The organism is Streptomyces sp. NBC_00028, from assembly GCF_045041065.1.
GTDB lineage: Bacteria > Actinomycetota > Actinomycetes > Streptomycetales > Streptomycetaceae > Streptomyces.
Genome location: NZ_CP108293.1, coordinates 4,439,444 through 4,463,554 on the forward strand (window position 1 = coordinate 4,439,444; position 24,111 = coordinate 4,463,554).

Consider the following 24,111-nt stretch of genomic DNA (forward strand, 5'->3'; position numbering starts at 1 on the left):
CCTTCCGGCGTCCGGGGAGCAGACCCGCGCTACAGACCCGCCCCGGCCCGGGAGCGGTCCCGCGGGCTGACGGTCATCCGCAGGGCGCGCGGTCGTACGGTGAGCCGGGCGACCTGGCGGACGACCTGGCCCTCGGCGAGTTCCAGTCGTACCGAGCGCAGCATCGTGGCGAGCGCCACGACCATCTCGGTGAGGGCCAGCCGGTCCCCCATGCACTTGTGCTTGCCGTCCCCGAAGGGCAGGAACGCGCCCGGCGGCAGCGTCTGCGCGCCGTCGAGCCAGCGGTCCGGGTGGAAGGCGAGCGGGTCGGAGAAGCGCGCCGGGTCACGGTGCAGGGCGTGCTGGCAGTAGGCCAGTTCGGTGCCCGCGGGCAGCGTCCACGCGCCGAGCCGGGTCTCCTCCATGGTGCGCCGGGTGACCAGCCAGCCGGGGTGGTGCAGCCGCAGGGTCTCGGTGATCACCCGGTTCAGATACGGCAGCCGCAGCACGTCGTCGAAGGTGACCGGCCGTTCGCCGAGGACCTCGTCCAGTTCGGCCAGGACCCGGGCCTCGACGCCGGGGTTGCGGGCGAGTTCGTACAGCAGCCAGGACAGCACCGACGCGGTGGTCTCGGTGCCCGCGACGGCCAGGGTGAAGATCTCTGAGCTGATCTGGTGCCCGGTCAGCGGCCGTCCGGTCTCCTCGTCGACGGCGCGCAGCAGCATGGAGAGCATGTCCCCGGTGTCGTGCCCGGAGGCCTGCAGTTCGTCGACGGCGGTGTTGATCGTGGCGCGCACTCCGGCGCGGGCCCGGTCGAAGCGGCGGTTGAAGGGCAGCGGCAGGCGTTCGGCCCAGTCGGGCAGCATCATGCGCACGCCGACGCCGTTCATCACCACCGACAGGTCGCTGCGCAGCCGCTGGAAGACGGCCTCGTCGAGGCTGCCGGCGAACACCGTCTTGGCCAGCATGTCGAGGCTGAGCCCGACCATCGCCTCACGCACGTCGAGGGGCCGCCCGCGTTCCCAGGCGGCGACGGTGGCCGTCACCTCGGCGCGCATGAGATCGACGTACCGGCTGATCTCGGTGTGGGCGAAGGCCGGTTGGAGCTGGCGGCGTTTGCGTACGTGGTTGCGGCCGGTGGCGGTGACGACGCTGTCGCCGAGCAGCTGGCCGAGCTTGTCGTAGAGCCGGCCCTTGTCGAGGCTGGGGCCGAGTGCCTTGAGCATCTGGTGGATCAGGGCCGGGTCCTGGACGACGATGGTGCGCGTCCCTGGCTGGAGGACGATCTCGACGAGGGGTTCCCGTGTCTCGCGCAGGGAGTCGATGAAGCCGAGGTTGTCGCGCATCTTCAGCGCGTGGCCGATGAGCGGAAACGATCCTGCGGCCCGGGGTATGGGGGGAGGCGCAGTGGACGTCACGGGTCATCCCTTCACGGCAGTCGTGGGCGCCCTATGACTTCCCTGACCTTTCCCCAATGCAATCCTGTCATGAACGTGTCCTGCGCCACGTGCAAGGGTCCGGCCGGCCTCAGGCCACCGTCCGCAGCCCGCCCCGCGCCTCGCCTCCGTTGCCCCGCACCACCCGGTGCGCACAGGCCGCCGCCAGCAACTCCCCCAGCAGATCCGGGTCGCCGATCTCCAGGCCCAGCAACGACTCGATCCGCTCCAGCCGTTGGTAGAGGGACTGGCGGCCGATGTGGAGCAGGGCCGCCGTGCGGGTCGGCGAGCAGCCGTTGCGCAGATGGATCTCCAACGTCCGTACCAGGTCGCTCGGATGGGCCGCCTCCCACTCCAACAGCGGGCCCAGCGCGTGCTGGACGAGTCCGGCGAGGCGCTCACGGTTGGCGTCCACACCGCCCCGGGTCAGCTCCCGTTCCAGGGCGAGGGCCCGCGAGGAGGTCACCAACGGGCCGTCGGGAGAGCCGGGTTCGGCGGCCGGCACGGTCAACGCCAGTTCCAGGGTCGTACGGGCCGCACGCAGCGTGTCGCTCCAGCGCAGCCAGCCGCTCCCCGCGGCGACGGCGTGCCCGACCGCCACGGTCAGACCTGGTGCGGCGGTGGCGCGGAAGGCGTCCTGCACCGACCGCACCGGGTCACCGCCGCGGGCCGCGGGCAGCGCCAGCAAGGCCAGGACATCCCCCGGGAACGCGGCCCGCAGCCCGCTCGCCCCGCCCAGCACCCGTACCGCCCGGTCGACCACCCCCGTCTCCCGCGTCCCGTGCACGGACACCCCGAGCAGCCGCACCCCCGGCCCCGGATGGAACCCGGCGAGCGCCGCCCGCGCCTCCACCTCGGGCTGGTTCAGCGCCGCCCGGTCGGCGAGGTCGGCGAGCAGGGCCGCCGTATGGTCGTCACCCCAGGGCCGTACGACACCACGCCCCGACAGCCCCCGCGCCACGATCGCCCGGTTGGCGGCCTCCGTGATCCGTACGAAGGGCACGACCCGGTGCAGCGCCAGCAGCGGCAGGGCGAGGCGGCGGGCCTCGTCGGTCACCTCGGCGGGCATGGCGGGCAACGACCGCCCGACCTCGACCGCGAGCCCGGCGGCGCCCCGGGCGGCCAGCTCCCGGACATACCGGCGGCGCACCTCCTCCTCGGCGTCCGTGAGCCCGAACCCGTTGGTGAGCAGCAGTTCGCCGCCGTCGAGGAAGTTGGCGCCCTCGTACACCTCACTCGAATGCACCCAGCGCACGGGCCGGTCCAGGCCCTCGGCGCCCGCGAGCAGCTCGGGCTCGGTGGCCCGGACGGGGTCGAGGGCCAGGATCTCGCGGAGGGTGAGTGCGGGCATGCGCGCCTCCCGACAGGTGTCCGGCTGTGGGCCGCCCGACAGTTCGTCCGGCTGTGGGCTGCCCGGAGAGTACTTTCCGCACGTTGCCCTGGTGTTTCGGTCACCGCAGAGTGGACGCATGGATCAGGTTCAGGCACATACCTGGCTGGCGACCGCCGTCGCCGAGGCCCGCGCGGGGCTCGCCGAGGGGGGCATCCCGATCGGCGCCGCGCTCTACGGCGCCGACGGCACGCTCCTCGGCCGCGGCCACAACCGGCGCGTCCAGGACGACGACCCGTCGACGCACGCGGAGACGGCCGCGTTCCGCGCGGCGGGCAGACAGCGCTCCTACCGGGGCACGACGATGGTCACGACCCTCTCCCCCTGCTGGTACTGCTCCGGCCTGGTCCGCCAGTTCGGTATCTCGCGGGTGGTGGTCGGCGAGGCGGCCACCTTCCACGGCGGGCACGACTGGCTGGCGGAGCACGGCGTGGAGATCGTGCTCCTGGACGACCCCGCCTGCGTGTCGATGATGCGCGACTTCATCGAGAAGAACCCGGCTCTGTGGAATGAGGACATCGGTGAGTGAGCCCCGTATCCCGACGATCGATCTGAAGCCCTGGACGCACGGCGACCCCGAGGCCCGGGCCGCCATCGCCCGTACCGTCGACGAGGCGCTCCAGACCGCCGGGTTCCTGCTGGTCACCGGCCATGGCGTGGACCCGGCCCTGCGCGCGGCCATCCGCGAGGCCGCCCGCACGTTCTTCCGGCTCCCCGCCGACGTCAAGCAGCCCTACGCCGTGAAGGTCGGCGGGCGGGGCTGGCTCGGCCCGGGCGCGGAGGCGAACGGCTACTCGGAGGGCACGGAGACTCCGCCCGACCTGAAGGAGTCCCTGTCCTTCGCGACGCACGAGCCGTTCGACGACCCGGTCGTCAACGCGGAGTGGTACGCGCCCAACGTCTGGCCCGGCGAAGTCCCGGAGCTGCGGGCGCTGGTGGAGGAGTACCTGGGGAGGATGGCCGACCTGGAGAAGGAGCTCCTGTCCCTCCTGGGCGAGGCGCTCGGCCTTGAACCCGACTTCTTCTCCCGCCACATGGACCATCCGACCTACGGCTTCAACATCAACTGGTACCCGGGCACCGAGGTCGTCGGCGAGCCGGAACCCGGCCAGTTCCGCATCGGCCCGCACACCGACTTCGGCACGGTGACGATCCTCGACCGGCAGGCGGGGAAGGGCGGGTTGCAGGTGTGGACGGACGCGGGCGGCTGGGAGGACGCGCCCTTCGATCCGGCCGCCTTCACCATCAACATCGGTGACCTGATGGCCCGTTGGACGGGAGACCGCTGGCGCTCCGGCCGCCACCGCGTCCTCCCGCCTCCCGCGGACGCCCCCGCCGAGGAGCTGATGTCCCTCGTCTACTTCGGCGAGTGCACGCCGGGGACACGGGTGGAATCCGTCCCGGCGCCGATCGGACGCGTGGCGTACGAGCCGGTCGACTCGCATGTGTACCTGCGCGGCCAGCTGGACTCGATCACCGTCACCTGAGGACGCGGACGAGCCGCTCGAAGCGCGCCCGCCACAGCGGCTCGATCACGCCCTCCCCGTGGAACTCATGGGTGAACCGCAGCGCGCTGCCGTCATCCCCGTCCCGCTCCAGAAGGAACCGGAGCCGCCCGCCCGCCACCGTGTACTCGGCGACCCGGTCCACGTCCCACGCGGTGATCTGCCCGTCCCCCAGCTCCCCGAGGCGGACGGCCCCGCCGAGCCGCGGTTCGAGGATCCCGGCATCGGTGAACCAGCCGCCGAGCCCCTCCCGCGTCGCCACCGCCGTCCAGACCTGCTCCATGGGCCGGGGCAACCGCACCAGGAAGTGGAGTATGCGCGTGTTCCCGTGCGTCTGGCCGGCGCCTTGTTCGACGGATCCACTCATGCCACCAGCGTGACGCGTGGCGCGACGATCTGCACGCCGTCCGCCACGCGTCCGCTTACGGGATCTAGACGCCCGCGTACGAGTGCTTGCCGGAGACGAAGATGTTGACTCCGTAGTAGTTGAACAGCCAGCAGCCGAAGGCGAGGAGGGCCAGGTAGGCGGCCTTGCGGCCCTTCCAGCCGGCCGTGGCGCGGGCGTGCAGGTAGCAGGCGTAGGCGACCCAGGTGATGAACGCCCAGGTCTCCTTGGGGTCCCAGCCCCAGTAGCGGCCCCACGCGTCGCCGGCCCAGATCGCGCCCGCGATGATCGTGAAGGTCCACAGCGGGAAGACCGCCGCGTTGACCCGGTAGGAGAACTTGTCGAGGGAGGAGGAGGCCGGCAGGCGCTCCAGGAAGGACGTGGCGAACTTGCCCGGCTTGCCGCCGCCCGCGAGCTTGCTCTCGTAGGAGTCCTTGAACAGGTACAGGATCGTGCTGACCGCGCCCACGTAGAAGACCGCACCGCACAGGATCGCCGTGGAGACGTGGATGTACAGCCAGTACGAGTGCAGGGCGGGAACCAACTGGTCACTGGCGGTGTACAAGACAGTGACGGCGATACCGAGATCGAGGAGGACCGAGGTGATGAGGAACAGGCCCATCCAGCGCACGTTCTTCTTCAGCGCCAGCAGCGAGAGGTACACGCCGACGGCCACCGTGGAGAAGGTGATGTTGAACTCGTACATGTTGCCCCAGGGCGCCCGCTCCACCGAGGCCGCGCGGGCGATGACGCCGGCGAGTTCGATGAGGAAGGCGAGCACCGTGAGGGACACGGCGATACGGCCGTAGAGGTCACCCTGCTCGTCCCCGCCGTGCGCCCCGGGCCCGTCCGGCACGTCGCGCTGCCCGGCGGCAGCCCGTACGACGACCTGCGGCCGTTCCAGTACGGCGGTGGAGCCGCCCTTCTTCACCGTGACCGCGGGCGCCTTGCGCTCCGCCGGGTCGGCTGTCAGCGCGGCGGCCGTGCGGCCGATCTTGCTGCGGCTGCCGAAGATCCATTCGGTGATGTAGGCGAAGAAGGCCAGCGTGTAGACGGCCATCGCGGAGTAGATCAGCGTGTTGCTGAGGTTCGCGAGATGTTCGTTGGTGGCGGCGGCCAGATCCGTCGCGGCGGCGAGAGTCACTTCCCGGGCCTTTCGGCAGGTACGACTTGGGGGTTGGGGGTTTCGGTGGAGTCTTCGTCGGGGTCAGGTGCCCCGGGAGCTTGGTCGTAGAGGGTGTCGGCGAGCGCCCCGAGCTCCTCGGGCACCTTCGCGGACTCGCTGCGGCCGAGCCCGGCCATCTCGACGACCGTGACGCCGTCGTCGCCCCGGACCGCCCGCACCCACACGCGGCGGCGCTGGATGAACAGGGAGCCGGCGAGCCCGAAGATCGCGGCGACGGCACCGGCCAGTGCCCAGCCGCTGCCGGGCTGGCGGGTCACCTGGAAGTTGGCCCACTCCTTGGTGGACTCATAGGTGATCGAGCCGGCGCCGTTGGGGAGCGTCATGGTCTGGCCGGGCCGCAGGTTCTTGCGCTGCTGCTCGCCCTTGGAGTCCTTGAACGCCTTCAGATGCGACTTGTCGAGCTGGTACACGCTCTGCGGGACACCGGCGTCGACGCCCAGGTCGCCGTAGTAGCCGGCCAGGTTCAGTACCGGGTTGCCCAGCGCGGGGAAGGTGGAGGACACCTCGTTGCCCGGGGTGTACGTCGGCAGGAAGAAGGCCTCGAAGCCCAGCTGCTGCCGCTCGCCCTTGGCGTCGCGGTAGCCGTCCATGACCTTGACGACACCGGAGGAGGTGATGTTGCTGTCCAGCGGCAGCAGTGGCACGGCGTCGCGGTAGACGACATCGCCCTTGCCGTCGCGGACCGTGATGACGGGCGCGTAGCCGTGGGCGGTCAGATAGACCTTCGAGTCGCCGATCTCCAGCGGCTCGTTGACCTTGACGATCGTCTTCCTGGCCTTGCCGTACGCGCCCACGCTGTAGGAGATGTCGGCCTGGAAGGTGCGCGCGGTGCCGCGGTTGGGGCCGGACTTCTCGTAGGTGCCCTGGAAGTCGTTCAGGTGGAAGCTGAACGGGTCCAGCTCGTCCTGGTCGAAGAGGCTGCCGGACTTGAAGTCGTCGTACTGGGTGAGGGTGTTGGAGAACCCGCCGCCCTCGACGATCAGCTTGTTGCCCTCCATCTTGAACAGCTGGCCCCAGGCGAAGGCGATCAGCATCACGATGAGGGCGATGTGGAAGGCGAGGTTGCCGACCTCGCGCAGATAGCCCTTCTCGGCGGCGACGGCGTCCCCGGTGAGGTGGGCGCGGAAGCGGCGCTTCTTGAGGAGGGCGAGGGCGGCCTCGCGGACCCGCTCGGGCTCGGTCTCGGTGCGCCAGGTGGTGTACGCGGGCAGCCGGTCCAGGCGCTTCGGGGCGCCCGGCGGACGGCCGCGCAGCTGGCCGACGAACTGCCAGGTGCGCGGGATGATGCAGCCGATGAGGGAGACGAACAGCAGGATGTAGATCGCGGAGAACCACACCGAGCTGTAGACGTGGAAGAGGCCGAGCTTGTCGTAGACGTCACCGAGGGTGGGGTTGTCCTTGCGGAACTGGGCCACCTTCGTCTCGTCGGTCCCGGACTGCGGGATCAGCGAGCCGGGGATCGCGCCGAGCGACAGCAGCAGGAGCAGCAGGAGCGCGACCCGCATCGAGGTGAGCTGCCGCCAGAACCAGCGGGCCCAGCCGATCACGCCGAGGGAGGGCACGTTCAGGGTGTCCTCGGGCGCGGTGGACAGCTGGGAGGCGGCGGCGCCGAGGTCCTCGTCGCCGGCGGGCGGGGTCGGGTCGGTTGTCGTCTTGCTCATCGATCAGATCCCCACAGTGAAGCCGTTGGACCAGGCCTGCATCTCCTGCACGATGCTGTCCCAGGCGCCGGTCAGCAGCAGGACACCGGTCAGGATCATCATGGTGCCGCCGATGCGCATCACCCAGACGTAGTGCCGCTTGACCCAGGCGAAGGCGCCGAGCGCCTTGCGGAAGGCTACGGCAGCGAGCACGAAGGGGACACCGAGGCCGAGGCAGTAGGCGACGGTCAGTATGGCGCCGCGCAGGGCGCTGCCGTCCTGCATGGCGAGCGTCTGCACCGAGGACAGCGTGGGTCCGATGCAGGGCGTCCAGCCGATGCCGAACAGGGCGCCCAGCAGCGGGGCGCCGGCCAGCCCGGTGGCGGGCCGGGTGTGGAAGCGGAACTCGCGCTGGGTGAGCCAGGGCATCATGCCCATGAAGAAGACGCCCATGAGGATCATGAGGACGCCGAGCACCTTGGACAGGACGTCCCGCTCCTCCTGGAGGGTCTGTCCGAAGTAGCCGAACAGCGCCCCGCCGGAGACGAAGACGACGGTGAAGCCGAGGACGAACAGGGACGCACCGGCGGCCATCCGGCCCCGCCGGGCCTCGGCGAGATCGGTGCCGCTGACGCCGGTGACGTACGACAGATAGCCGGGCACCAGCGGCAGGACGCAGGGGGAGAAGAAGGAGACGAGTCCGCCGAGCAGGGCGATCGGCAGGGCGAGCAGCAGGGCGCCGCTCATCACGGTGTCGTTCTGCCCCACCCCGGCGGCGAGCGTGGTCACTCCGGTGACGGCCGCGCTCACGTCACTTCTCCGCGAGGACGGGCTTGATCATGCCGAGCAGCGTGTCCTCGCTGAGCGCCTGGAGCGCGCGGGCGGCGAGCTTGCCGTCGCGGTCGATGACGAGCGTGGAGGGGATCAGCTGCGGGTTGAGGGTGCCCTTCTTGAACCGGAGCATCTGCTTGCCCGTCGGGTCGTAGATGCTCGGGTAGGTGATCCCGAACTCCTTCTCGAAGGACCTCGCGAGGGTGGTGCTGGCGTCCCGCGTGTTGAGGCCGACGAACTCGACGCCCTGGCCCTTGACCTTCTCGTAGACGCTCTGGAGGTTCTTCGCCTCGGCCCGGCAGGGCGAGCACCAGGAGCCCCACACATTGACGACGAGGACCTTGCCCTTGTAGTCGGCGGTGGACAGCTGCTTGCCGTCGATGGTCTCGCCGGACAGCTCGGGCGCCGCGGACCGCTTGCCCTCGGCGACGGTGTCGACGCCGTTGTTGCCGGTGATGAAGTTGGTGTCGCCACCGCCTCCCGACACTCCGCCGGAACTGCACGCGGTGAGGGTCAGCGCGGCGGCCGCGGCGGCTCCGGTGAGGAGAAGGGCCCGACGGCGGGTGCGCGTGGTGCGGTTCGGGCGCTGGGGGGCGCTGCTGGCGGCACTCATGTGAAAAGTTTCGCATGCCCGTTCTGGGGATCTTGCGCACCCCCCTTGCGGGCCGAAACCCGCATATCAGGCAGCGTTTACAGAGCTCTTGTTCGTGTCCTTCGTGTACGCGGCCCAGCCCCCGTCAGGCGCCTGCCCGACATCCAGCCCGCGCAGCTTCTCCAGCACCTCGGGCTGCTGTACGTCCATCCAGTCGACAAACTGCCGGAAGGAGACGAGGCGTACGTCCTCGCCCTTCTCCTTCTCGGCGGCGATGTGCTTCAGCGCCTGCTCCACGGCGTCCATGTAGATGCCGCCGTTCCAGTGCTCGAAGTGGTTACCGATGAAGAAGGGGGCGCGATTTGTCTCGTATGCCCGCTGGAAGCCGGAGATGTACGCGTCCGCGGACTGCTTGCGCCAGGCCGGGTAATTGTGGCTGGGCGCGTTGGTGGAGTTGATCGACTGGTTGGCGAGCATGTTGTAGTCCATCGAGAGGACCTCGAAGCTGCGCCCGGGGAACGGGATCTGCTGGAGCGGCAGATCCCACAGCCCGCCCTTCTTCTGCGGCCACACCTGCCGCCCGCCGGGCGAGGAGGCGTCGTACCGCCAGCCCAGGTCCTTGGCGGTGGGCAGCAGGTTGTCCTGCCCGAGCAGACAGGGCGTACGCCCGCCGACGAGCTCCTTGTCGTAGTCGAAGGGCAGGGCCGGCTCATCGGTCCAGCCGGTGTTGGTCCGCCACTCCTTCACGAAGGCCTTGGCCTGGTCGATCTCGCTGCGCCACTGCTGGGGCGTCCAGTTGCCGACGCTGCCGTAGCCGCCGCAGAAGTGGCCGTTGAAGTGGGTGCCGATCTCGTGCCCCTCCAGCCAGGCGCGGCGCACGTTGGTGAGGGTGGCCTTGACGTGCTCGTCGGTGAGATAGCCGATGTCGGAGGCGCCGACGGGGTTGTTGGGCGGGTCGTAGAGCCGCTTCTTCGACTCGGGAAGCAGATACAGCCCGGAGAGGAAGAAGGTCATGTGGACGCCGTGCTCCTTGGCGAGGTCCAGGAAGCGCGGAAAGAGTCCGTTGCCGACCTCGCCCGCCCCGTCCCAGGAGAAGACGACGAACTGCGGCGGGGTCTGGCCCGGCTCCAGGGGCTCGGGCTTGGCCGGCTGGCCGGGCTGCTTGCCGGTGTACGAGGTGGAGCCGTCGCCGATGGGGCGGGCGCTCGGGGTCTTCTTGCCGGGTTTTTCGCCGCCGGTGGTGGAACCCGAGGCCGGGCTCGGCCCGTCTGACGACGTGAGCGTGCCGCACCCCGCGAGTCCGACGGCGGCGGCACCCCCGACGCCGAGTCCTATCGCTCCCCTGCGGGTGAGAGTGCGCATGGCATCCCCGTTCGTCACGTTCTCTGGTGGTCACCCATTCAGAGGACGTGACGAACGGAGGCGTTCCGTCTGTATTTTCGCGATTGCGTAACAGAAGCCCCCAAGGGGAACTTACGCCCCGAAGGCCTTGTCCTTGCCCTTCACCGGCTTCGCACCCGCACGCAGATGGGCCGGTACGAGGTCGATCGCCGGCTCGGAGTAGCCCACGGACACGATCTTGTCGCCCTGGTACGTGAACGTCGTCAGCGAGGCGAGCGTGCACTGCCGCTTGCGCGGGTCGTGCCACAGCCGGCGCCGCTCGACGTACGACCGCACGATCCAGATCGGCAGCTGATGGCTGACCAGCACCGCCTCGTGCCCCCGCGCCGCGTCCTTCGCCGCGTCCAGCGCCCCCATCATGCGCACGACCTGGTCGACGTACGGCTCACCCCAGGACGGCTTGAAGGGGTTGACGAGGTGCTTCCAGTTGTCGGGGTTCTTCAGCGCCCCGTCGCCGACGCCGAAGGTCTTGCCCTGGAAGACGTTGTCGGCCTCGATGAGCCGCGCGTCGGTCGCGAGGTCGAGGCCGTGCGCCTTGGCGATCGGCGTGGCGGTCTCCTGCGCCCGCTCCAGCGGGGAGGCGCAGACGTAGGTCACGTCCCGCGAGGAGAGGTGCTCGGCGACCCGGTCGGCCATCTGCCGGCCCAGTTCGGAGAGGTGGTACCCGGCGAGGCGGCCGTAGAGGATGCCGTCCGGGTTGGCGACCTCGCCGTGCCGCATGACGTGGACGACGGTGATGTCAGTGTTGCCGGTCATGCTGCCGTGGCCTCCGCTGCCGCACGGGCCGCCGCCGGAAGGGCGTCGGCGATCTTCTGAACCGCCTGCTCGTCATGGGCGGTGGAGACGAACCACGACTCGAAGGAGGAGGGCGGAAGGTAGACGCCCTGCGCCAGCATCGAGTGGAAGAACGCGGTGAAGCGGAAGGACTCCTGCTTCTTGGCGTCCTCGTAGTCGCGCACCTCGCGGTCCGTGAAGAAGACGGAGAACATGTTGGAGGCGGTCTGCAACCGATGTGCGACGCCTTCCTTGGAGAGCGCCTCGGTGACGAGCGACTGGATGGTCGCCGACACGGAGTCGACCTTGTCGTACGCCGCCTCGTCGAGCAGGCGCAGCTGGGCGAGACCGGCGGCGGTGGCGACGGGGTTCCCGGACAGGGTGCCGGCCTGGTAGACGGGCCCGGCGGGCGCGAGGTGGGCCATGACGTCCGCGCGGCCACCGAAGGCGGCGGCCGGGAAGCCACCGCCCATGACCTTGCCGAACGTCATCAGGTCGGGGACAACCCCGTCGATCCCGTACCACCCGGCACGACTCGTCCGGAAGCCGGTCATGACCTCGTCGGAGATGTAGAGGGCGCCGTTCTTGGAGCAGGTGTCCTTGAGGCCCTGGTTGAAGCCGGGCCGCGGCGGGACCACGCCCATGTTGCCGGGCGAGGCCTCCGTGATGACACAGGCGATCTCGCCGGGGTGCCGGTGGAAGGCCTCCTGCACGGCTTCGAGGTCGTTGTACGGCAGCACGATGGTGTCGCCGGCCTGGGCACCGGTGACGCCGGGGGTGTCGGGCAGCGCGAACGTGGCCACCCCGCTGCCCGCGGCGGCGAGAAGCGAGTCCACGTGGCCGTGGTAGCAGCCGGCGAACTTGATGACCTTGGTACGCCGGGTGAAGCCGCGGGCGAGGCGGATGGCGGACATGGTCGCCTCGGTGCCGCTGGAGACGAGCCGCACCTGCTGGAGCGGCGCGATCCGCTCGACCATCTCCTCGGCGAGCGCGACCTCGCCCTCACCGGGCGTGCCGAAGGAGGTGCCGCGCGAGACGGCGTCCTGCACGGCGGCGATCACGTCCGGGTGGGAGTGCCCGAGGATCATGGGCCCCCAGGAGCAGACGAGGTCGACGTACTCACGCCCGTCGGCGTCGGTGAGATACGGACCACGCCCCGACACCATGAACCGGGGCGTGCCGCCCACGGCGCGGAAGGCGCGCACCGGGGAGTTCACGCCGCCCGGTGTGACAGTGGCCGCACGGTCGAACAGGGCCTGTGAGGCAGGCGCATCGTATGAATAGGGCGTTTCACTCATGACCTGCGACGTCTCCGACCTCTCGGACTCCGGTTGGCGGCTTTCCCACTCAGGGTAGGGCAGGGCCTGAAGCCACCCCGGCCGACCGCGGGCTGAGGTGCGGTGGCATCTGCGAAACTGGGACCTGATACACACAGCTCGTACGGCCCGTGGTGTTCGACAGGCCGCGAAGATCCTTGTGAGCGTCCTGCGGACAGGTGTTTCAACGCACGTTTCGGCGGGCGGCCGTGGGGGAGGTCACTGACACGATGATCGGGTTGCGCGGCGGGGGCCACGCGTCCTAGAAAAGCAGTCGGGTGGAGATATGCATCGCGGTGGCGGACTGGGCGAGGGGACCGATGACCTGGGTCCTCGACGTGCCCGGCGGGGAAAGCACCGACGCGACGCGGAGGAAGCCGCAGAGGCAGCACGTGTACCGGGTGAGTCAGAGGCGGACGATCGACGTATCGAACGTCGGATCGATCGGCTGAGGTCGGGGAGCAGGAATGGTGGTCGGGTGGGGGTGACGTACAAGTACTTCGGCGCGCCCGACGGCGCGACCGCGGCCCGCGTCCCGATCTCGATGCGCCCCGAGGAACTCGGCGGCGACGAGCTCGGGATGAACGGCATGTTCACCAAGATCAAGCCGGAGACGATGGCCGCGATGGTCCTCACCGGCATAGAAGGCGTCCCGCTGCACAAAGTCCCCCCGCTGGAACTGGTCGTCCTCCACCCCGACTACGCGGTGGTCAAGCTCCCCATGACGGTCGTGGACCCGCTGCGCGGGATAGGCGAGGAGGCGGTGGGCGCCGCGGCGTTCATCTGGTCGACGGTGCCGGACCGGGGTGGTCCGCGGGACGCGTTCAACGTGTACCAGCTGCTGCACGAGTGGCAGGACTTCAGCCATCGGTTGCATGAGGCGGGGCATCAGCCGTACTGTCTGGTGTGGCCCTGACCGGCTCTGAGCTGGGGTTTCTTGCGGATCGGGCGGGGTCTTCGGGCCTCGCCCTTTTTGGTGCCGGGAGGGGCCGTCAGGCGGCCAGGGCACATTGAGGGCACATTGGTTTTGCTGGGGGTGCTGATGTGCCCTGGGTGGCGGGTGGGTCGCCGTCGGCTTCCGCTTCCGCTTCCGCTTCCGCCTCGGCTTCCGTTTCCGTGAAGGCGTCGTCGATCGCCTTGCGGGTGCGGGTCTCGCTGGACGGCAGTAGGTGGGTGTACGTCCGCAGCGTGAAACCCGGGTCCGAGTGCCCGAGGTACTCGGAGAGCGCCTTGATGCTCTCCCCTGCGTCCAGGAGCACGGAGGCGTAGGCGTGCCGGAGGGCGTGCATACCGTCCTCGGGGGCCGCCTGGAGGTAGCGCGCGCCCCGCTCTCGGGGAGGGATCACGCCGGCGGCGGCGAGGGCGCGCTTCCAGTCGCCCATGTTGAAGACGCTGCGGTTGTACGCCCGCTCCTTCGCGTCGACGAAGAGGAGGCGGAAGGTCTTCGGCTCACCGTCCGGTTTGGTCCAGGGCAAGGTGACCGCGACCGGAAGGAACTCCTTCATGTGGGCCTTGAGGGCGGCGGCAAGCTGGGCCGGTAGGGGCACCGACCGGATCTTGTTGCCCTTGGGGAGGGCGAAGACGGGCTTCGTACCGACCAGCCGCACCTGGCGGTTTACGTGGATCCAGCCGCCCTTGAAGTCGATGTCCTCGACCGCGAAACCGAACACCTCGCCCTGGCGCAAGCCGCAGCCGAAGGCGAGCTTGCCGCCGGCCTGGAAGCGTTTCGGGAGTCCGGCGATGACCGCGCGGACCCGCTCCAGCGACCAAGGAATGATCTTCTTCTTGGTCGCCGTCGGCAACTTGACCGACTTCGCCTTGCAGGGGTTCTTCGGCAGCAGCCCATCCTCCACGGCCGCGCCGAGAATGCTGGAGAGGATGTCGAAGATGCCCTCGATCGTGGACACCTCCAGGCCGCCGTCCTGAAGCGTGCGGATCCAACCCTGAATGACCGAAGGCTGATTGAGGGACCGCAGCTCACGTCGGCCGAGGTGCTCGACGATGTGGTTGCGGACGGTCGCCTCGTAGCGGAGGGCGGTCGTCGGGCCCACGGAGTTCGCGTCGAGCCACTTCTGCGCGTAGGTGCCGAGCGTCTGCTTCGTCTCGGCGGGGACGACGTAGGAGCCGCGCCGAATCTCGACGTCGACTTCGGCGGCGCGGTTGTCGGCCGCGGCCTTCGTGTCGAAGTTCTCCTTGCGCTGTTGCCCGTCCAGGTCGCGGTAGCGGACCTGCCAGCGCTTGCCGATGCTGTGATCAGCGGTGGGGACCATCCGCTTCGTACGGCTCTTGTGGTCGCCGCACTCGGCTTCGGTGGGCTTGGGGTGGGACTTGTGCCAGCGGTCGTACACGTCAGCCAAGGAGGCCCCCCTGGAGGTAGTCGAGGGACCCGCCGGAGCGGGACACGGGACCGTGAGTGACCCACAGCGGCAGCAAGGCCGCCGGCGCGATGCCAAGAGCCGCGGCGATCGTGACGAGGTCGTCGATGTCGCAGCGGCGACGGGCGCGCTCGGTGCGGCTGAGGGCGGTGTTGGTCATCGGGCGGCCCATTGCGGTGCAGCGGGCGGCGAGCTGGTGCTGGGTCAGGCCGCGTGTGAGGCGTATGCACTCGATAGCGCGGGCGGAGTGGAGGCCGGCGGGGCCTATTTCGACAGGTCGGGATGCCATGACAGATATCTGTAACTTGCAGCCGGGCGTTATGGCAAGAGTTAGTTCTTAAACTCTCCAAAAGTCGTTCCGGCGCGAAGTGGTGTTCGTCTCATCGAATTCCGGTACATCGTCACCCCTCCCATTGGGAGAGCCGTGCTACTTTCCCTCCGCGTCCCAGAGATGGGCGATTTGGGCGGGTACCGGGCGTGATGCCTGGCGGATTGGCCGAGTCGCTTACGACGGCCACGAGGCGGCTCTGAGCTGCCGAGGTGCCGGATTCCGACACCTCCGCCGGTCGCTTCTCCGCAGAAAAATCGGCTTCCGTGAGAGCGATTTCGGCAACCGGGGATCCGCCCTTACTGTTTTGGAATCTTCGGTCACACAGAGAAGTGCTGGAGAGTTTTAGAACCAACTCTGGACTTTTCTCGCCGCGGTGTGGCTGTGTTGTCCAGGCCCAATGACCAAGACCGAAAAGGAGCCCTGTGCCGAATACCTCTCCCCGTAACACCAACGCCCCTGCCACCGCCGAGGCTGCCAGGCGCGGCCCGCTCGCCGGCCCACAGGAGGTCGCCGCCTACCTCGGCGTGCCGGTGAAGACCCTCTACCAGTGGAAGTACCGGGGCATCGGCCCCAATGTGCACAAGGTCGGCCGCCACCTGCGCTACCGCTGGTCCGAGGTGGACGCCTGGGTGAACGCCCAGTCCGCGTACGACCTCGCGGTCTGACGGCGCCATCGCGGGACAACGAAACGGCCCTCGGCGAGCCACCGCCGAGAGCCGCGGAGTCCCTGCCCCATCGCCCTTGAATGATCGATCCGGTGGGTCGGGCCTTGCCCGTCCGGCCCATCAAGGAGGAACGCCTGTGGACGAACCTACGTCTTCCACCACCCCATCCACGACGCCCGACTTGACACCCGTCGTCGCCGTCCCCGGCCAGCTGGCCATCCCCGCCGCACCTTCCGCAGACCGGGACCGGGACGACGCGTCCTCAGCAGGGCCGCGTCCCGAGGGCGCGCAGATCCTGGCGGACCTGCGGGCGCAGATCAAGCGGTACGTGGTGATGCCGAGCGAGGAGGCCCTGACCGCAGTCACGCTGTGGATCGCGGCGACGCACCTGCAGCGCGCGTGGCAGCACGCTCCGCGTCTGGCGATCGTGGCTCCGGAGAAGCGGTGCGGCAAGTCGCGGCTGCTGGACGTGGTGACCGAGACCGTGCGCAACCCGTTGATCACGGTCAACGCCAGCCCGGCGGCTATCTTCCGCTCAATCGACGACGAGGACCCACCGGCTCTCCTGGTCGACGAGGCCGACACCCTCTTCAGCACCGTCAAGGCGGCGGAGAAGAACGAGGAGGTGCGCGGCCTCATCAACGCCGGTCACCAGCGCAACCGGCCCACGCTCCGGGTGACCGGGCCCGAGCACAAGCCCACCGCGTTCCCCACGTTCGCCATGGCGGCGCTCGCCGGGATCGGTGACCTGCCCGACACGGTGATGGACCGGTCGGTGGTCATCCGGATGCGGCGCCGGGCGGGAGGCGAGAAGGTGGCGTACTTCCGCACCCACCGCGACACCCCCGCCCTGCACGCGATCCGCGACCGGCTCTCCGCCTGGCTCCAGCCGCTGTACCAGCGGGCGCTGGAGATGGAGCCGCCCATGCCGGTCGAGGACCGCGCGGCCGACACCTGGGAACCCCTGGTGGTCATCGCTGACCTCGCCGGAGGCGAATGGCCCGCACTCGCCCGCACCGCGTGCCGCGTCATGACCGACTACGAGGCCGGGCAGGACGAGGAAGGCGGCCTGCGCACCCGCCTCCTGGTCGGCATCCGCCGCGCCTTCGCCGCCGAGAACGACCCGGCCGTACGGGGCACGAAGCGCCTGCTGGAGGCCCTCAACGCGGACAAGGAAGCACCGTGGGCGGAGTACGGCGCCAACGGGCTGACCCCGCGCGGCCTGCAACTGCTGCTGCAGCCCTACGGCATCAGCTCGGCCAACCGTCGCTTCCCCGACGGCACCCAGGCCAAGGGCTTCGCCCGCAACCAATTCCTCGACACCTGGGCCCGCTACTGCCCCGAACCGACGCGGGCAGCCGAGCCCGCCCAACCGGCGGCCGAGCCCCTTCCCGGTACCGCGGCCTGACCCGCGCCGACTCGTCGCACTCGTCCCCGCCCAGGTCAGCGCGGGGACGAGTGAACGCCCCGCAACGAGTCGACTCGACATCACCAATCCACTCGTACCTGCTCTGACCAGGCATGCGACGAGTGGTACGAGACAGACACCTCTCACGGCGGCCACGCCTCGCTCTCCCCTGCTCCGAGGCCGCCGCCCCCGAGCCCGCCTGGAGTACCCCGCTTGCCTACCCGCAGCACCGCCACCGACGCGATTCGCGTCGGCATCGCCCTACTCGCCGTCTTCGCCTTCGCCCTCTCCTATGACGCCCTGCGGCAGACGGCCGTCGCCATCCACATCCGCGGGCTTCTCACCTACGTCTTCCCGCTCGTGATCGACGGGTTCATCGCCATCGGCGTAGGCACCCTCGTAATGCTGCGCACCGCCTCGGCATGGTCCCGCGCCTACGTATGGATACTCGTCGGCGCCGCAACGGTGACGAGCATCTGGGCCAACGCTCTGCACGCCGTCCGCCTCAACCAGCAGACCCGCCAAGGCGATGGCCTCCGCCTCGACGACTTCGCCGTCGGCGCCCTGTCCGCCATCGCCCCACTCGCCCTGGCCGGCGCGGTCCACCTCTATATCGTCGTCCACCGCCATCCCACGGCTCACGGTCCCGCCGATGTGGCGCGGGATGCTGCCGACGTGGCTCCTAGCACCACCGAAGTGGCTGAGGACCCACAGTCCTTCGCCGAATCACAGGATCACGAGGCCAGCGAAATCCCTCCCGTACGGCTCGCCCTCGCACGTACTGCGCCACTGGGACGCAATGGGCGTGCCTCACGCCGCCACATTGAAGCCACCTTCCGCAACAGGGACTTGACCATCGGCCGGACGGAGGCGGACAGGCTCAAGGACATCCTTCAGGCCGAACTCGACGAAGCCGCCTCCCAGCAGCAGAGGGACCTCGACGCGGCCCCCGGCGACGCCGCCTGACCCCTGCGTTCGCACCGCTGCCCTCCCGGGCTCATCCCGTGTCCCCAGCTCCCAGCACCAGCACCCCACGGAGAACGACCCATGCACGACCCGCATCACGAACTCCCCATCCCTCAGCAGGAGATGGACACCGGCCTGAACAGCGCAGCAAGTTGTACCGGGAGCAATGCTCCCGGAGTTCCCGCCCCAGGGGTGGCGGGAGCAGCCCGGTGCCAGGGGGCACCGGGTGGTCAGGCTGCGACCGAGGGCGGACCGCAGCAGGGAAGGGAACGGCAGGCGGAGTCCCTTGCGAAGAGACGTCAGCGCCCGCGTCAGCCGAAATCCCGCAAGCGCCTGTACCAGCCCAGCTGCCGCATGAACGACGCCGAGTTCCAGCGATTCACCGACGCCGCCGCCCACTGCCAGATGTCCAAGGCCGCCTTCCTCGCCTACGCCGTCGACAAAGCCGCCCGCGACCTGACCCGTACCGCCGCCGAGATCGCCACCGAACGGCAGGTTATCGACGAGCTGTTCGCCGCCCGTCGGCACCTGGGCCGCATTCACGGCCTGTTCAACCAGGTCGCCAAGGCCCTCAACTCCGGCGCTGACGCACCCCATCTGGACGCCATGGCCACGGCCGTCGGTAGCGCGGCCCGCCGCATGGAGGACGCCGCCGATGCCCTGCTCGCCCACCGCGACGGCGGTGCCGCTGAGTGATCCCCAGCATCCACGACCGCGGCAGCGAGACGATCGGCCTGATCCGCTACCTCTACGGCCCCGGTACCAAAGAGGAGCACATCGACCCGCACCTGGTGGCCGCCTTCGACCCACTCACCCCCGACCCCGGCCGCGACCCGAAGGCCACCTACGAACAGCTCCAGCACCTGCTCGACCAGCCCGTCACCGCGCTACCCGCCAGCAAGCGCCCCGAGAAGCACGTATGGCACCTGTCCGTGCGGGCCGCGCCGGAGGACCCGATCCTGTCCGACGAGGACTGGGCGGCCATCGCCCGCCGCACGGTCGCCGCCACCGGCATCGCTCCCGACGGCGACGAAGCCGCCTGCCGGTGGGCCGCCGTCCGCCACGCCGACGACCACATCCACATCATCGCCACCCTCGTACGCGACGACGGCCGCCGACCCCGCCTGCACAACGAGGCCCGCCGCGCCCAGGCCGAATGCCGCCGCATCGAAGCCGACTACAACCTGCGCCGCGTCCCGGCCGGGGACGGGACCGCCGCGAAGCGGCCGACCAGCGCCGAGCGTCACAAGGCCGAGCGTGAGGGGCGCGAGCAGTCGGCGCGCGAGAAGCTGCGGGAGACCGTACGGCGGGCGGTGGCGGGAGCCATGAGCGAGGAGGAGTTCTTCGACCGGATGGCCTCCGCCGGCCTGCTGATCCGTAAGCGCGTCGCGCCCTCCGGCGACCTCCTCGGCTACACGGTGGCCCTCCCCGACGACCGCAACGGCGACAAGGAGCCCGTGTTCTACGCGGGCTCCACCCTCTCCCCCGATCTCTCCCTGCCTCGTATCCGCAAGCGCTTCTCCAGCGGCTCCCCTGACCAGGACTCGGACACGCCTTCCGTCGAAGCCCCCAGCGGACCAGCGACGGCACGGCGGCAGGCAGCCTCGGCTACGTGGCAGGCGGTGCTGGTCATCGACCACGGTGAGGACGCTCAGGTGGCCGCGCACATCGCGGCGGCCGGGGAGGTGTTGGACGCGCTCGCCAAGACCTCCGCCGCCCATACCCGCAAACAACTGCGCGGGGCGGCCTTCGTGTTCGAGCGAGCCACCCGCTCCCACGTCCAGGCCGAACGCGGGCACGACCGCGCTCTTCGCCAGGCCGCCCGCGACCTCGTCCACAGCGGGCCCGCCCTCGGTCGTGGGGAAGACGGCGCCACCACCGCCATGGCCATCGACATGCTGTTCTTCCTCGTCACCGCCGCCGCCCACTGGCACGCCAAGAAGAACCACGCCCAGCAAGCGGCTGCCGCCCAAGAGGCCGCCGAGCATCTGCGCGCCGCCTACCGGGCCGCCGCCGACATCCCGTTGGGCGCGCTGTACCAACGGGGCCGACACCTGCCCCAACCGCTGCGCCAGAGACAGACTGCCTACCTCCGCCAGGCAGTGCCGGAGCTGGCGGAACGGGCTCTGGCCGAGCCGGGCTGGTTTGCGCTGGCCGCCACGCTCGCCGATGTCGAGGCCGCCGGTCACGACCCGGCCGGGCTCCTGGCCGAAGCGGCTGGACGGCGGGAGCTTACGACCGCGGACTCGGTCACCGACGTGCTGGTGTGGCGGCTGCGCCGCATGGCCAACCTGCCCGCCGACGCCACCGCGGTGCCCGAACGCGCCACCACCGCGGTCCCGGGCAACGGCCGCACTGCCCGGCCTTCAACGGGCCGAGGCGATCAACCTCGCAGGGCGCGATGATTCCGGACACACGCCGAGTCCCTCTGCCAAGGCCAAGGCCGGGGGGCAAGCGTTCGGTGGGCGATCACCGGAACCACTGGGCACGAGCGCGCAGCCCGTTCCGAAGGTGAGCTTCTCGTTGGGCAGCCACTTGGTTCGCGAGCTCATCGGGACCAATCGCGCTCAGAGCCCAAAGACTGCTGACACGACGGGCCCACTGCCAGAGCAGGTCATCCACAGGGGTGTGGAAGGGCAGCACGGGAATGCCCTGCGCGTCGAAGGGATCGGCGTCGAGGTACCGCAGGCCGCCGGTGCCGCACAGATAGTGGGTGCTGCCGGTGGCTGCGGCGAGATCCGCCAGGCGCTGGGAGCGACCTTGGCGGGTCGGGATCTCACTGCTGTCCCGCACGTCCCCTGACCAGCCGAGGACCGTGAGCAGGGCAATCGTCGATGTTCTCGCGAGGTCGGCCACGCGGTCCGAGGTGTCGAGCGTGTCCAAGACCGCGTCGAGAACGTCGAACACGGCTTTCCGGTGGGGGCTTCGGCCGTAGTACTGACGCACGAGCAGCTGGACCGTCCGGCGCGAGCGCTGGGGGTCAACGAGCCGTGCCTGACGGATCAACGTCGAACGCCCCTGGGGGAGATGCGTGGGGAGCGTGAGCCACTGCTGGCGTATGGGCTCGTCCAGATCGGCGAGACGGGCGCGATGCTGGTAGTCGCGCCGGGCGAACTGGACGTCGTCCAAGACGATCCACCGGTCGGCGGCATACAGCTTGGCCAGCGTGGCAAGTCTCGGGAAGAGGTTTGGCTGATGGATCGCGCACACCCCGCCGCGTGGCGGGTCAGGTGCCGATGAGGCGGCTGTCGAAGCCGGCCCGCAGAAGGCGCTCGTAGGCGTCATGCACATCCCCCGGTACGTCCTGCTCGACGGCGAAGCCGAGCTTCGGGTACTCGATCACCCGTTGCAGGTCGCCGACGAGCATGTCGACGACGAGCTTCTCGTCGCCGATGGACTTGATGTAGTCGTCCAGCTCCAGTGGCTCGGAGGCGCAGACAACCTCGGCCTCGGGCCACAACTTGCGGCACGTCGCGTACGAGCGGCGCTCCATGTACGGCTTGGAGATCAGCAGCAGCGAGTCGACTGCGACGCCGGCCTCGGCCAGCAGCTCCCGCGAGAGCGTGATGTTCTGACCGGTGTTGGCGGCCTTCGGCTCGACCAGGATCGCTTCGTCCGGCACGCCCAGGCCCAGGGCGTGCTCGCGGTAATGCACGGCCTCGCCTCGCGGGAAGCGGGCCCGAGTGGTGGGGCTGTTGCCGCCGCTGAACACCACGACTGGGAACAGCCCGGCGCGGTAGAGGTCGGCGGCTGCGGTCGCGACGCCCAGGTCGTGGCTGCCCAGGCCGATCGCCGCCGAACAGGGCCGCAGCTCGTGGCCCATCTGGTGGTAGTTCCAGATCAGCGTCGCGTCGTGGAACTGCTCGTCGGTGATCTGGCGCTGCTGGTGCTGCGGCACTGGCACTCCCTGGCTCATCCTTGCTGGCCCTTTCGGATGCCCTCGATGCTGCGCAGCTGATGGCTCAGCCCGAACTGCTGGGCCACCTGTGCCGCCTGGTCGAGGACGGACAGCCCATCATTGCGGGTCGCCGCATCCGACAGAAGGATGTGTCCGTAGGCGGTGTCCAACCGCACTCGCTGCATCGGGGAGTCGACCGTGCCGGTGGTGCGCGCGATATCGATGTAGTGCAGTGCCTGGTCCAGGTGGCCGGCGCCGCGGTGGGCCAGGGCCATCTTCTGGTGAGCCACGGACCAGTCCTCCGGCTCGCCGAGTTCCTCGAACTCGCAGGTTGCCGCCGCCATGACCTCGGTGGCGTAGTCGTTGTCGCCCTCCTTGCTCAGCGCCGTCCCCACCCACAAGCGGGCACGGGCCCGGTCCCGTCGGCTCAGGCGCTCGTCCCGGGCGAGCTGCTCATAGCGGCGGGCGGACACCTCCAGCTGGCCGGACATCTCCTGCACCACGGCGAGGGACAGCTCGATCTGGGCCACCCTGCGCGGGATGTCGAGCTCGCAGAACATGCCGCGGGCGGTCAGGTAGGACTGGCGGGCGGAGAGCGGGCCGAGGATCGCCCCTTGGTCGCGTTGCACATCGCCCAGTAGCACCAGTGAACGCCCGTACAGGTAAAGGCCCTTGTCATCGAGATCGTGCGGGTCGTGGCGCCCTAGCCAGCGGTTGAGCAGCGCCGAGGCAAAGGGGAAGTTCTGGCGGCTCACGCAGATCACAGCCCGCTCGATGTCCTCGGTCCACGTCTCGTAGTCCGCCGGTCGTGCACTCTTCCGCTCGGGAAACAGCAGCGCTTCGAAGCGGGCGTGGGCAGCGGAGTCGGCGCGGGCGAGCGCGGTGTCGAGGATGGCTTGGGTATCGGGCCGGGGCTGTGTTTCGGCGCCCAGGCTCTCCCACTTGGCCACTGTGCGCAGGGCCACGCCGAGGTGGTCGGCGAAGGTGCGGGTGCTCATGCGCAGCGCGGCACGCAGGGCGCTCGCCTCCCGACCGCTCCAGTGCTGCACGTTGATCACGGCTGACCTCCCTCCGTCACGTATGGAAGCACTCTCGGTGACGATGTGGGGCTCGAAGTGCAACGGAAGTACAACAGCAGGTCATTTCGAGGCCGTTCGCGACGACCGACGCTCTTGGTCATGGACGACGAAATCATCACCGAACTCCGGCCGGTCACCGGCCCGCTCGTCTTCGGCTACCTGCGCCAGATCACCGGCGGCGCGGCCCGGCATGCCGCGCTGACCGGCTGCCTCAGCGAGTACTGCCGCCGCCATGAACTGACCTTGTGCGGTGTCTTCACCGACCGCGAGCCGGCCGTCGCCCTCCGCTCCCCCGCCTTCGTCGGCCTACTCGACGCCCTCGGCCTCCCCGACACCTATGGCGTCGTGATCCCCGCACTCGGCCATCTCGGCCCCAAGCCCGTGGCCGCCGAGCGCAAGCGGCGGATAACGACAACCGGCGCCCGCCTGATCACGGTCCGCTCCACCAGGCAGGCGGCAGGCGGCGCGCCTCCCTTCCACCCCACCCAGCAGGGAGCCACCTGATGTCCGTACGAGACGCGCTGCGCCGGGCCCCCATGATCGGCGACATTTCCGGGCTGCGCATTCTGCGAGTCGGCGACGGCTGGGATCTCGTACGCACGCCCGCAGAGATCGGATTCCTGGCCCTCGCCCACCTCCGCGCCACCGACGCCCTCATCGGTCCAGTCCTCTACGACGGCCCCAACGAACGCCTCTACTACGCCATCCAGACCGGCACCTCCGACAGCGGCTGGGACGACCTGCCTGTCCGGCACCTCTCCAGCAATTCCTGGCTCGTGGCACCTGGCCTGGAGTTGATGGACGACTGGTTCGGCGGCTGGTGCGAGCTCCCCGACGACGACACCCTCACCGACCCCGGTGCTCTGCGTGCCGCGCTCCAGCACTCCTACGTCACGGCCGTCTGCCACGAAGCCTCATCCGACGCCCGCGTCTAGACCGCCCTCCGACCCGACC

The 24,111-nt window shown here is 69.7% G+C and carries 25 protein-coding genes; 10 read left to right on the top strand and 15 right to left on the bottom strand.

Annotated elements, in window-relative coordinates:
• Positions 1–29: 29 nt before the first annotated feature.
• Both OG885_RS19715 and OG885_RS19720 read right to left on the bottom strand, forming a co-directional pair.
• Positions 30–1,397, bottom strand: coding sequence for a cytochrome P450 (locus OG885_RS19715; RefSeq protein ID WP_405733245.1), 1,368 nt, complete (start codon positions 1,395–1,397; stop codon positions 30–32).
• A 109-nt stretch (positions 1,398–1,506) separates the two neighbouring features.
• On the bottom strand, positions 1,507–2,766 hold the full coding sequence (locus OG885_RS19720; RefSeq protein ID WP_405733248.1) for a PucR family transcriptional regulator: 1,260 nt from the start codon (positions 2,764–2,766) through the stop codon (positions 1,507–1,509).
• Positions 2,767–2,884: 118 nt separating this feature from the next.
• On the opposite strand from OG885_RS19720, the gene OG885_RS19725 reads away from it, so the two are divergent.
• Both OG885_RS19725 and OG885_RS19730 read left to right on the top strand, forming a co-directional pair.
• Positions 2,885–3,334 carry a nucleoside deaminase gene (locus OG885_RS19725; protein ID WP_329336152.1) on the top strand — a complete coding sequence of 150 codons (450 nt, stop codon included), beginning with the start codon at positions 2,885–2,887 and terminating at the stop codon, positions 3,332–3,334.
• Positions 3,315–4,292 (top strand): isopenicillin N synthase family dioxygenase, encoded by a 978-nt coding sequence (locus OG885_RS19730; protein ID WP_405733252.1) that lies wholly within the window; start codon positions 3,315–3,317, stop codon positions 4,290–4,292. The genes OG885_RS19725 and OG885_RS19730 overlap by 20 nt, the downstream gene beginning before the upstream one ends.
• Here the strand turns inward: OG885_RS19730 and OG885_RS19735 are convergent.
• The 8 genes from OG885_RS19735 to hemL form a co-directional block, all read right to left on the bottom strand.
• Positions 4,285–4,677 carry a hypothetical protein gene (locus OG885_RS19735; protein WP_405733255.1) on the bottom strand — a complete coding sequence of 131 codons (393 nt, stop codon included), beginning with the start codon at positions 4,675–4,677 and terminating at the stop codon, positions 4,285–4,287. The two genes, OG885_RS19730 and OG885_RS19735, sit on opposite strands and share 8 nt — an antisense overlap.
• A gap of 64 nt (positions 4,678–4,741) precedes the next feature.
• Positions 4,742–5,839 carry a c-type cytochrome biogenesis protein CcsB gene (ccsB, locus tag OG885_RS19740; RefSeq protein ID WP_405733258.1) on the bottom strand — a complete coding sequence of 366 codons (1,098 nt, stop codon included), beginning with the start codon at positions 5,837–5,839 and terminating at the stop codon, positions 4,742–4,744.
• A complete protein-coding gene (locus OG885_RS19745) occupies positions 5,836–7,542 on the bottom strand; it encodes a cytochrome c biogenesis protein ResB (RefSeq protein WP_405733261.1) in 1,707 nt (568 codons plus the stop codon). The genes ccsB and OG885_RS19745 overlap by 4 nt, the downstream gene beginning before the upstream one ends.
• Before the next feature lie 3 nt (positions 7,543–7,545).
• Complete coding sequence (locus tag OG885_RS19750) at positions 7,546–8,268, bottom strand: cytochrome c biogenesis CcdA family protein (RefSeq protein WP_399950077.1); 723 nt, start codon at positions 8,266–8,268, stop codon at positions 7,546–7,548.
• Positions 8,269–8,332: 64 nt separating this feature from the next.
• The gene (locus OG885_RS19755; RefSeq protein WP_405733264.1) at positions 8,333–8,965 is read right to left on the bottom strand and encodes a TlpA family protein disulfide reductase; all 633 of its coding nucleotides are present in this window, start codon (positions 8,963–8,965) and stop codon (positions 8,333–8,335) included.
• A gap of 66 nt (positions 8,966–9,031) precedes the next feature.
• On the bottom strand, positions 9,032–10,306 hold the full coding sequence (locus OG885_RS19760; protein WP_405733267.1) for a hypothetical protein: 1,275 nt from the start codon (positions 10,304–10,306) through the stop codon (positions 9,032–9,034).
• Positions 10,307–10,417: 111 nt separating this feature from the next.
• Positions 10,418–11,101 (bottom strand): histidine phosphatase family protein, encoded by a 684-nt coding sequence (locus OG885_RS19765; RefSeq protein ID WP_399949871.1) that lies wholly within the window; start codon positions 11,099–11,101, stop codon positions 10,418–10,420.
• Positions 11,098–12,417 (bottom strand): glutamate-1-semialdehyde 2,1-aminomutase, encoded by a 1,320-nt coding sequence (gene hemL / locus OG885_RS19770; RefSeq protein ID WP_405733270.1) that lies wholly within the window; start codon positions 12,415–12,417, stop codon positions 11,098–11,100. Before hemL ends, OG885_RS19765 begins: the two co-directional genes overlap by 4 nt.
• Before the next feature lie 496 nt (positions 12,418–12,913).
• Between hemL and OG885_RS19775 the strand changes: the two genes are divergently transcribed.
• Positions 12,914–13,351 carry a hypothetical protein gene (locus OG885_RS19775; protein WP_003974483.1) on the top strand — a complete coding sequence of 146 codons (438 nt, stop codon included), beginning with the start codon at positions 12,914–12,916 and terminating at the stop codon, positions 13,349–13,351.
• Between the two features lie 76 nt (positions 13,352–13,427).
• Here OG885_RS19775 and OG885_RS19780 read toward each other — a convergent pair whose 3' ends face one another.
• Both OG885_RS19780 and OG885_RS19785 read right to left on the bottom strand, forming a co-directional pair.
• A complete protein-coding gene (locus OG885_RS19780; protein ID WP_405742789.1) occupies positions 13,428–14,783 on the bottom strand; it encodes a tyrosine-type recombinase/integrase in 1,356 nt (451 codons plus the stop codon).
• 1 nt (position 14,784) lies between these two features.
• A complete protein-coding gene (locus OG885_RS19785; protein WP_405733273.1) occupies positions 14,785–15,099 on the bottom strand; it encodes a helix-turn-helix domain-containing protein in 315 nt (104 codons plus the stop codon).
• A 464-nt stretch (positions 15,100–15,563) separates the two neighbouring features.
• Here OG885_RS19785 and OG885_RS19790 point away from each other — a divergent pair, with 464 nt between their 5' ends.
• The 5 genes from OG885_RS19790 (at position 15,564) to OG885_RS19810 (ending at position 20,585) form a co-directional block, all read left to right on the top strand.
• Positions 15,564–15,806, top strand: coding sequence for a helix-turn-helix transcriptional regulator (locus OG885_RS19790; protein ID WP_405733275.1), 243 nt, complete (start codon positions 15,564–15,566; stop codon positions 15,804–15,806).
• 136 nt (positions 15,807–15,942) lie between these two features.
• Positions 15,943–17,214, top strand: coding sequence for a DUF3631 domain-containing protein (locus tag OG885_RS19795; RefSeq protein WP_405733278.1), 1,272 nt, complete (start codon positions 15,943–15,945; stop codon positions 17,212–17,214).
• 213 nt (positions 17,215–17,427) lie between these two features.
• The gene (locus OG885_RS19800) at positions 17,428–18,180 is read left to right on the top strand and encodes a DUF2637 domain-containing protein (RefSeq protein ID WP_405733281.1); all 753 of its coding nucleotides are present in this window, start codon (positions 17,428–17,430) and stop codon (positions 18,178–18,180) included.
• A gap of 354 nt (positions 18,181–18,534) precedes the next feature.
• Positions 18,535–18,876, top strand: coding sequence for a plasmid mobilization relaxosome protein MobC (locus OG885_RS19805; protein ID WP_405733284.1), 342 nt, complete (start codon positions 18,535–18,537; stop codon positions 18,874–18,876).
• Entirely contained in the window at positions 18,873–20,585 is a 1,713-nt protein-coding gene (locus tag OG885_RS19810; RefSeq protein WP_405733287.1) for a relaxase/mobilization nuclease domain-containing protein, read from the top strand. Before OG885_RS19805 ends, OG885_RS19810 begins: the two co-directional genes overlap by 4 nt.
• 64 nt (positions 20,586–20,649) lie before the next feature.
• Here OG885_RS19810 and OG885_RS19815 read toward each other — a convergent pair whose 3' ends face one another.
• Genes OG885_RS19815 through OG885_RS19825 form a run of 3 tightly spaced genes read right to left on the bottom strand, consistent with a single transcriptional unit; the run spans position 20,650 to position 23,136 of the window.
• Complete coding sequence (locus OG885_RS19815) at positions 20,650–21,390, bottom strand: WbqC family protein (protein ID WP_405742791.1); 741 nt, start codon at positions 21,388–21,390, stop codon at positions 20,650–20,652.
• 16 nt (positions 21,391–21,406) lie between these two features.
• Positions 21,407–22,096, bottom strand: a complete 690-nt coding sequence (locus OG885_RS19820) for a YdcF family protein (protein WP_405733290.1) — start codon at positions 22,094–22,096, stop codon at positions 21,407–21,409.
• Positions 22,093–23,136 carry a helix-turn-helix domain-containing protein gene (locus OG885_RS19825; protein ID WP_405733293.1) on the bottom strand — a complete coding sequence of 348 codons (1,044 nt, stop codon included), beginning with the start codon at positions 23,134–23,136 and terminating at the stop codon, positions 22,093–22,095. The genes OG885_RS19820 and OG885_RS19825 overlap by 4 nt, the downstream gene beginning before the upstream one ends.
• Before the next feature lie 120 nt (positions 23,137–23,256).
• Here OG885_RS19825 and OG885_RS19830 point away from each other — a divergent pair, with 120 nt between their 5' ends.
• Both OG885_RS19830 and OG885_RS19835 read left to right on the top strand, forming a co-directional pair.
• On the top strand, positions 23,257–23,661 hold the full coding sequence (locus OG885_RS19830) for a hypothetical protein (RefSeq protein WP_405733296.1): 405 nt from the start codon (positions 23,257–23,259) through the stop codon (positions 23,659–23,661).
• Positions 23,661–24,092, top strand: coding sequence for a hypothetical protein (locus tag OG885_RS19835; protein WP_405733299.1), 432 nt, complete (start codon positions 23,661–23,663; stop codon positions 24,090–24,092). The genes OG885_RS19830 and OG885_RS19835 overlap by 1 nt, the downstream gene beginning before the upstream one ends.
• The last annotated feature ends 19 nt before the right edge of the window (positions 24,093–24,111 follow it).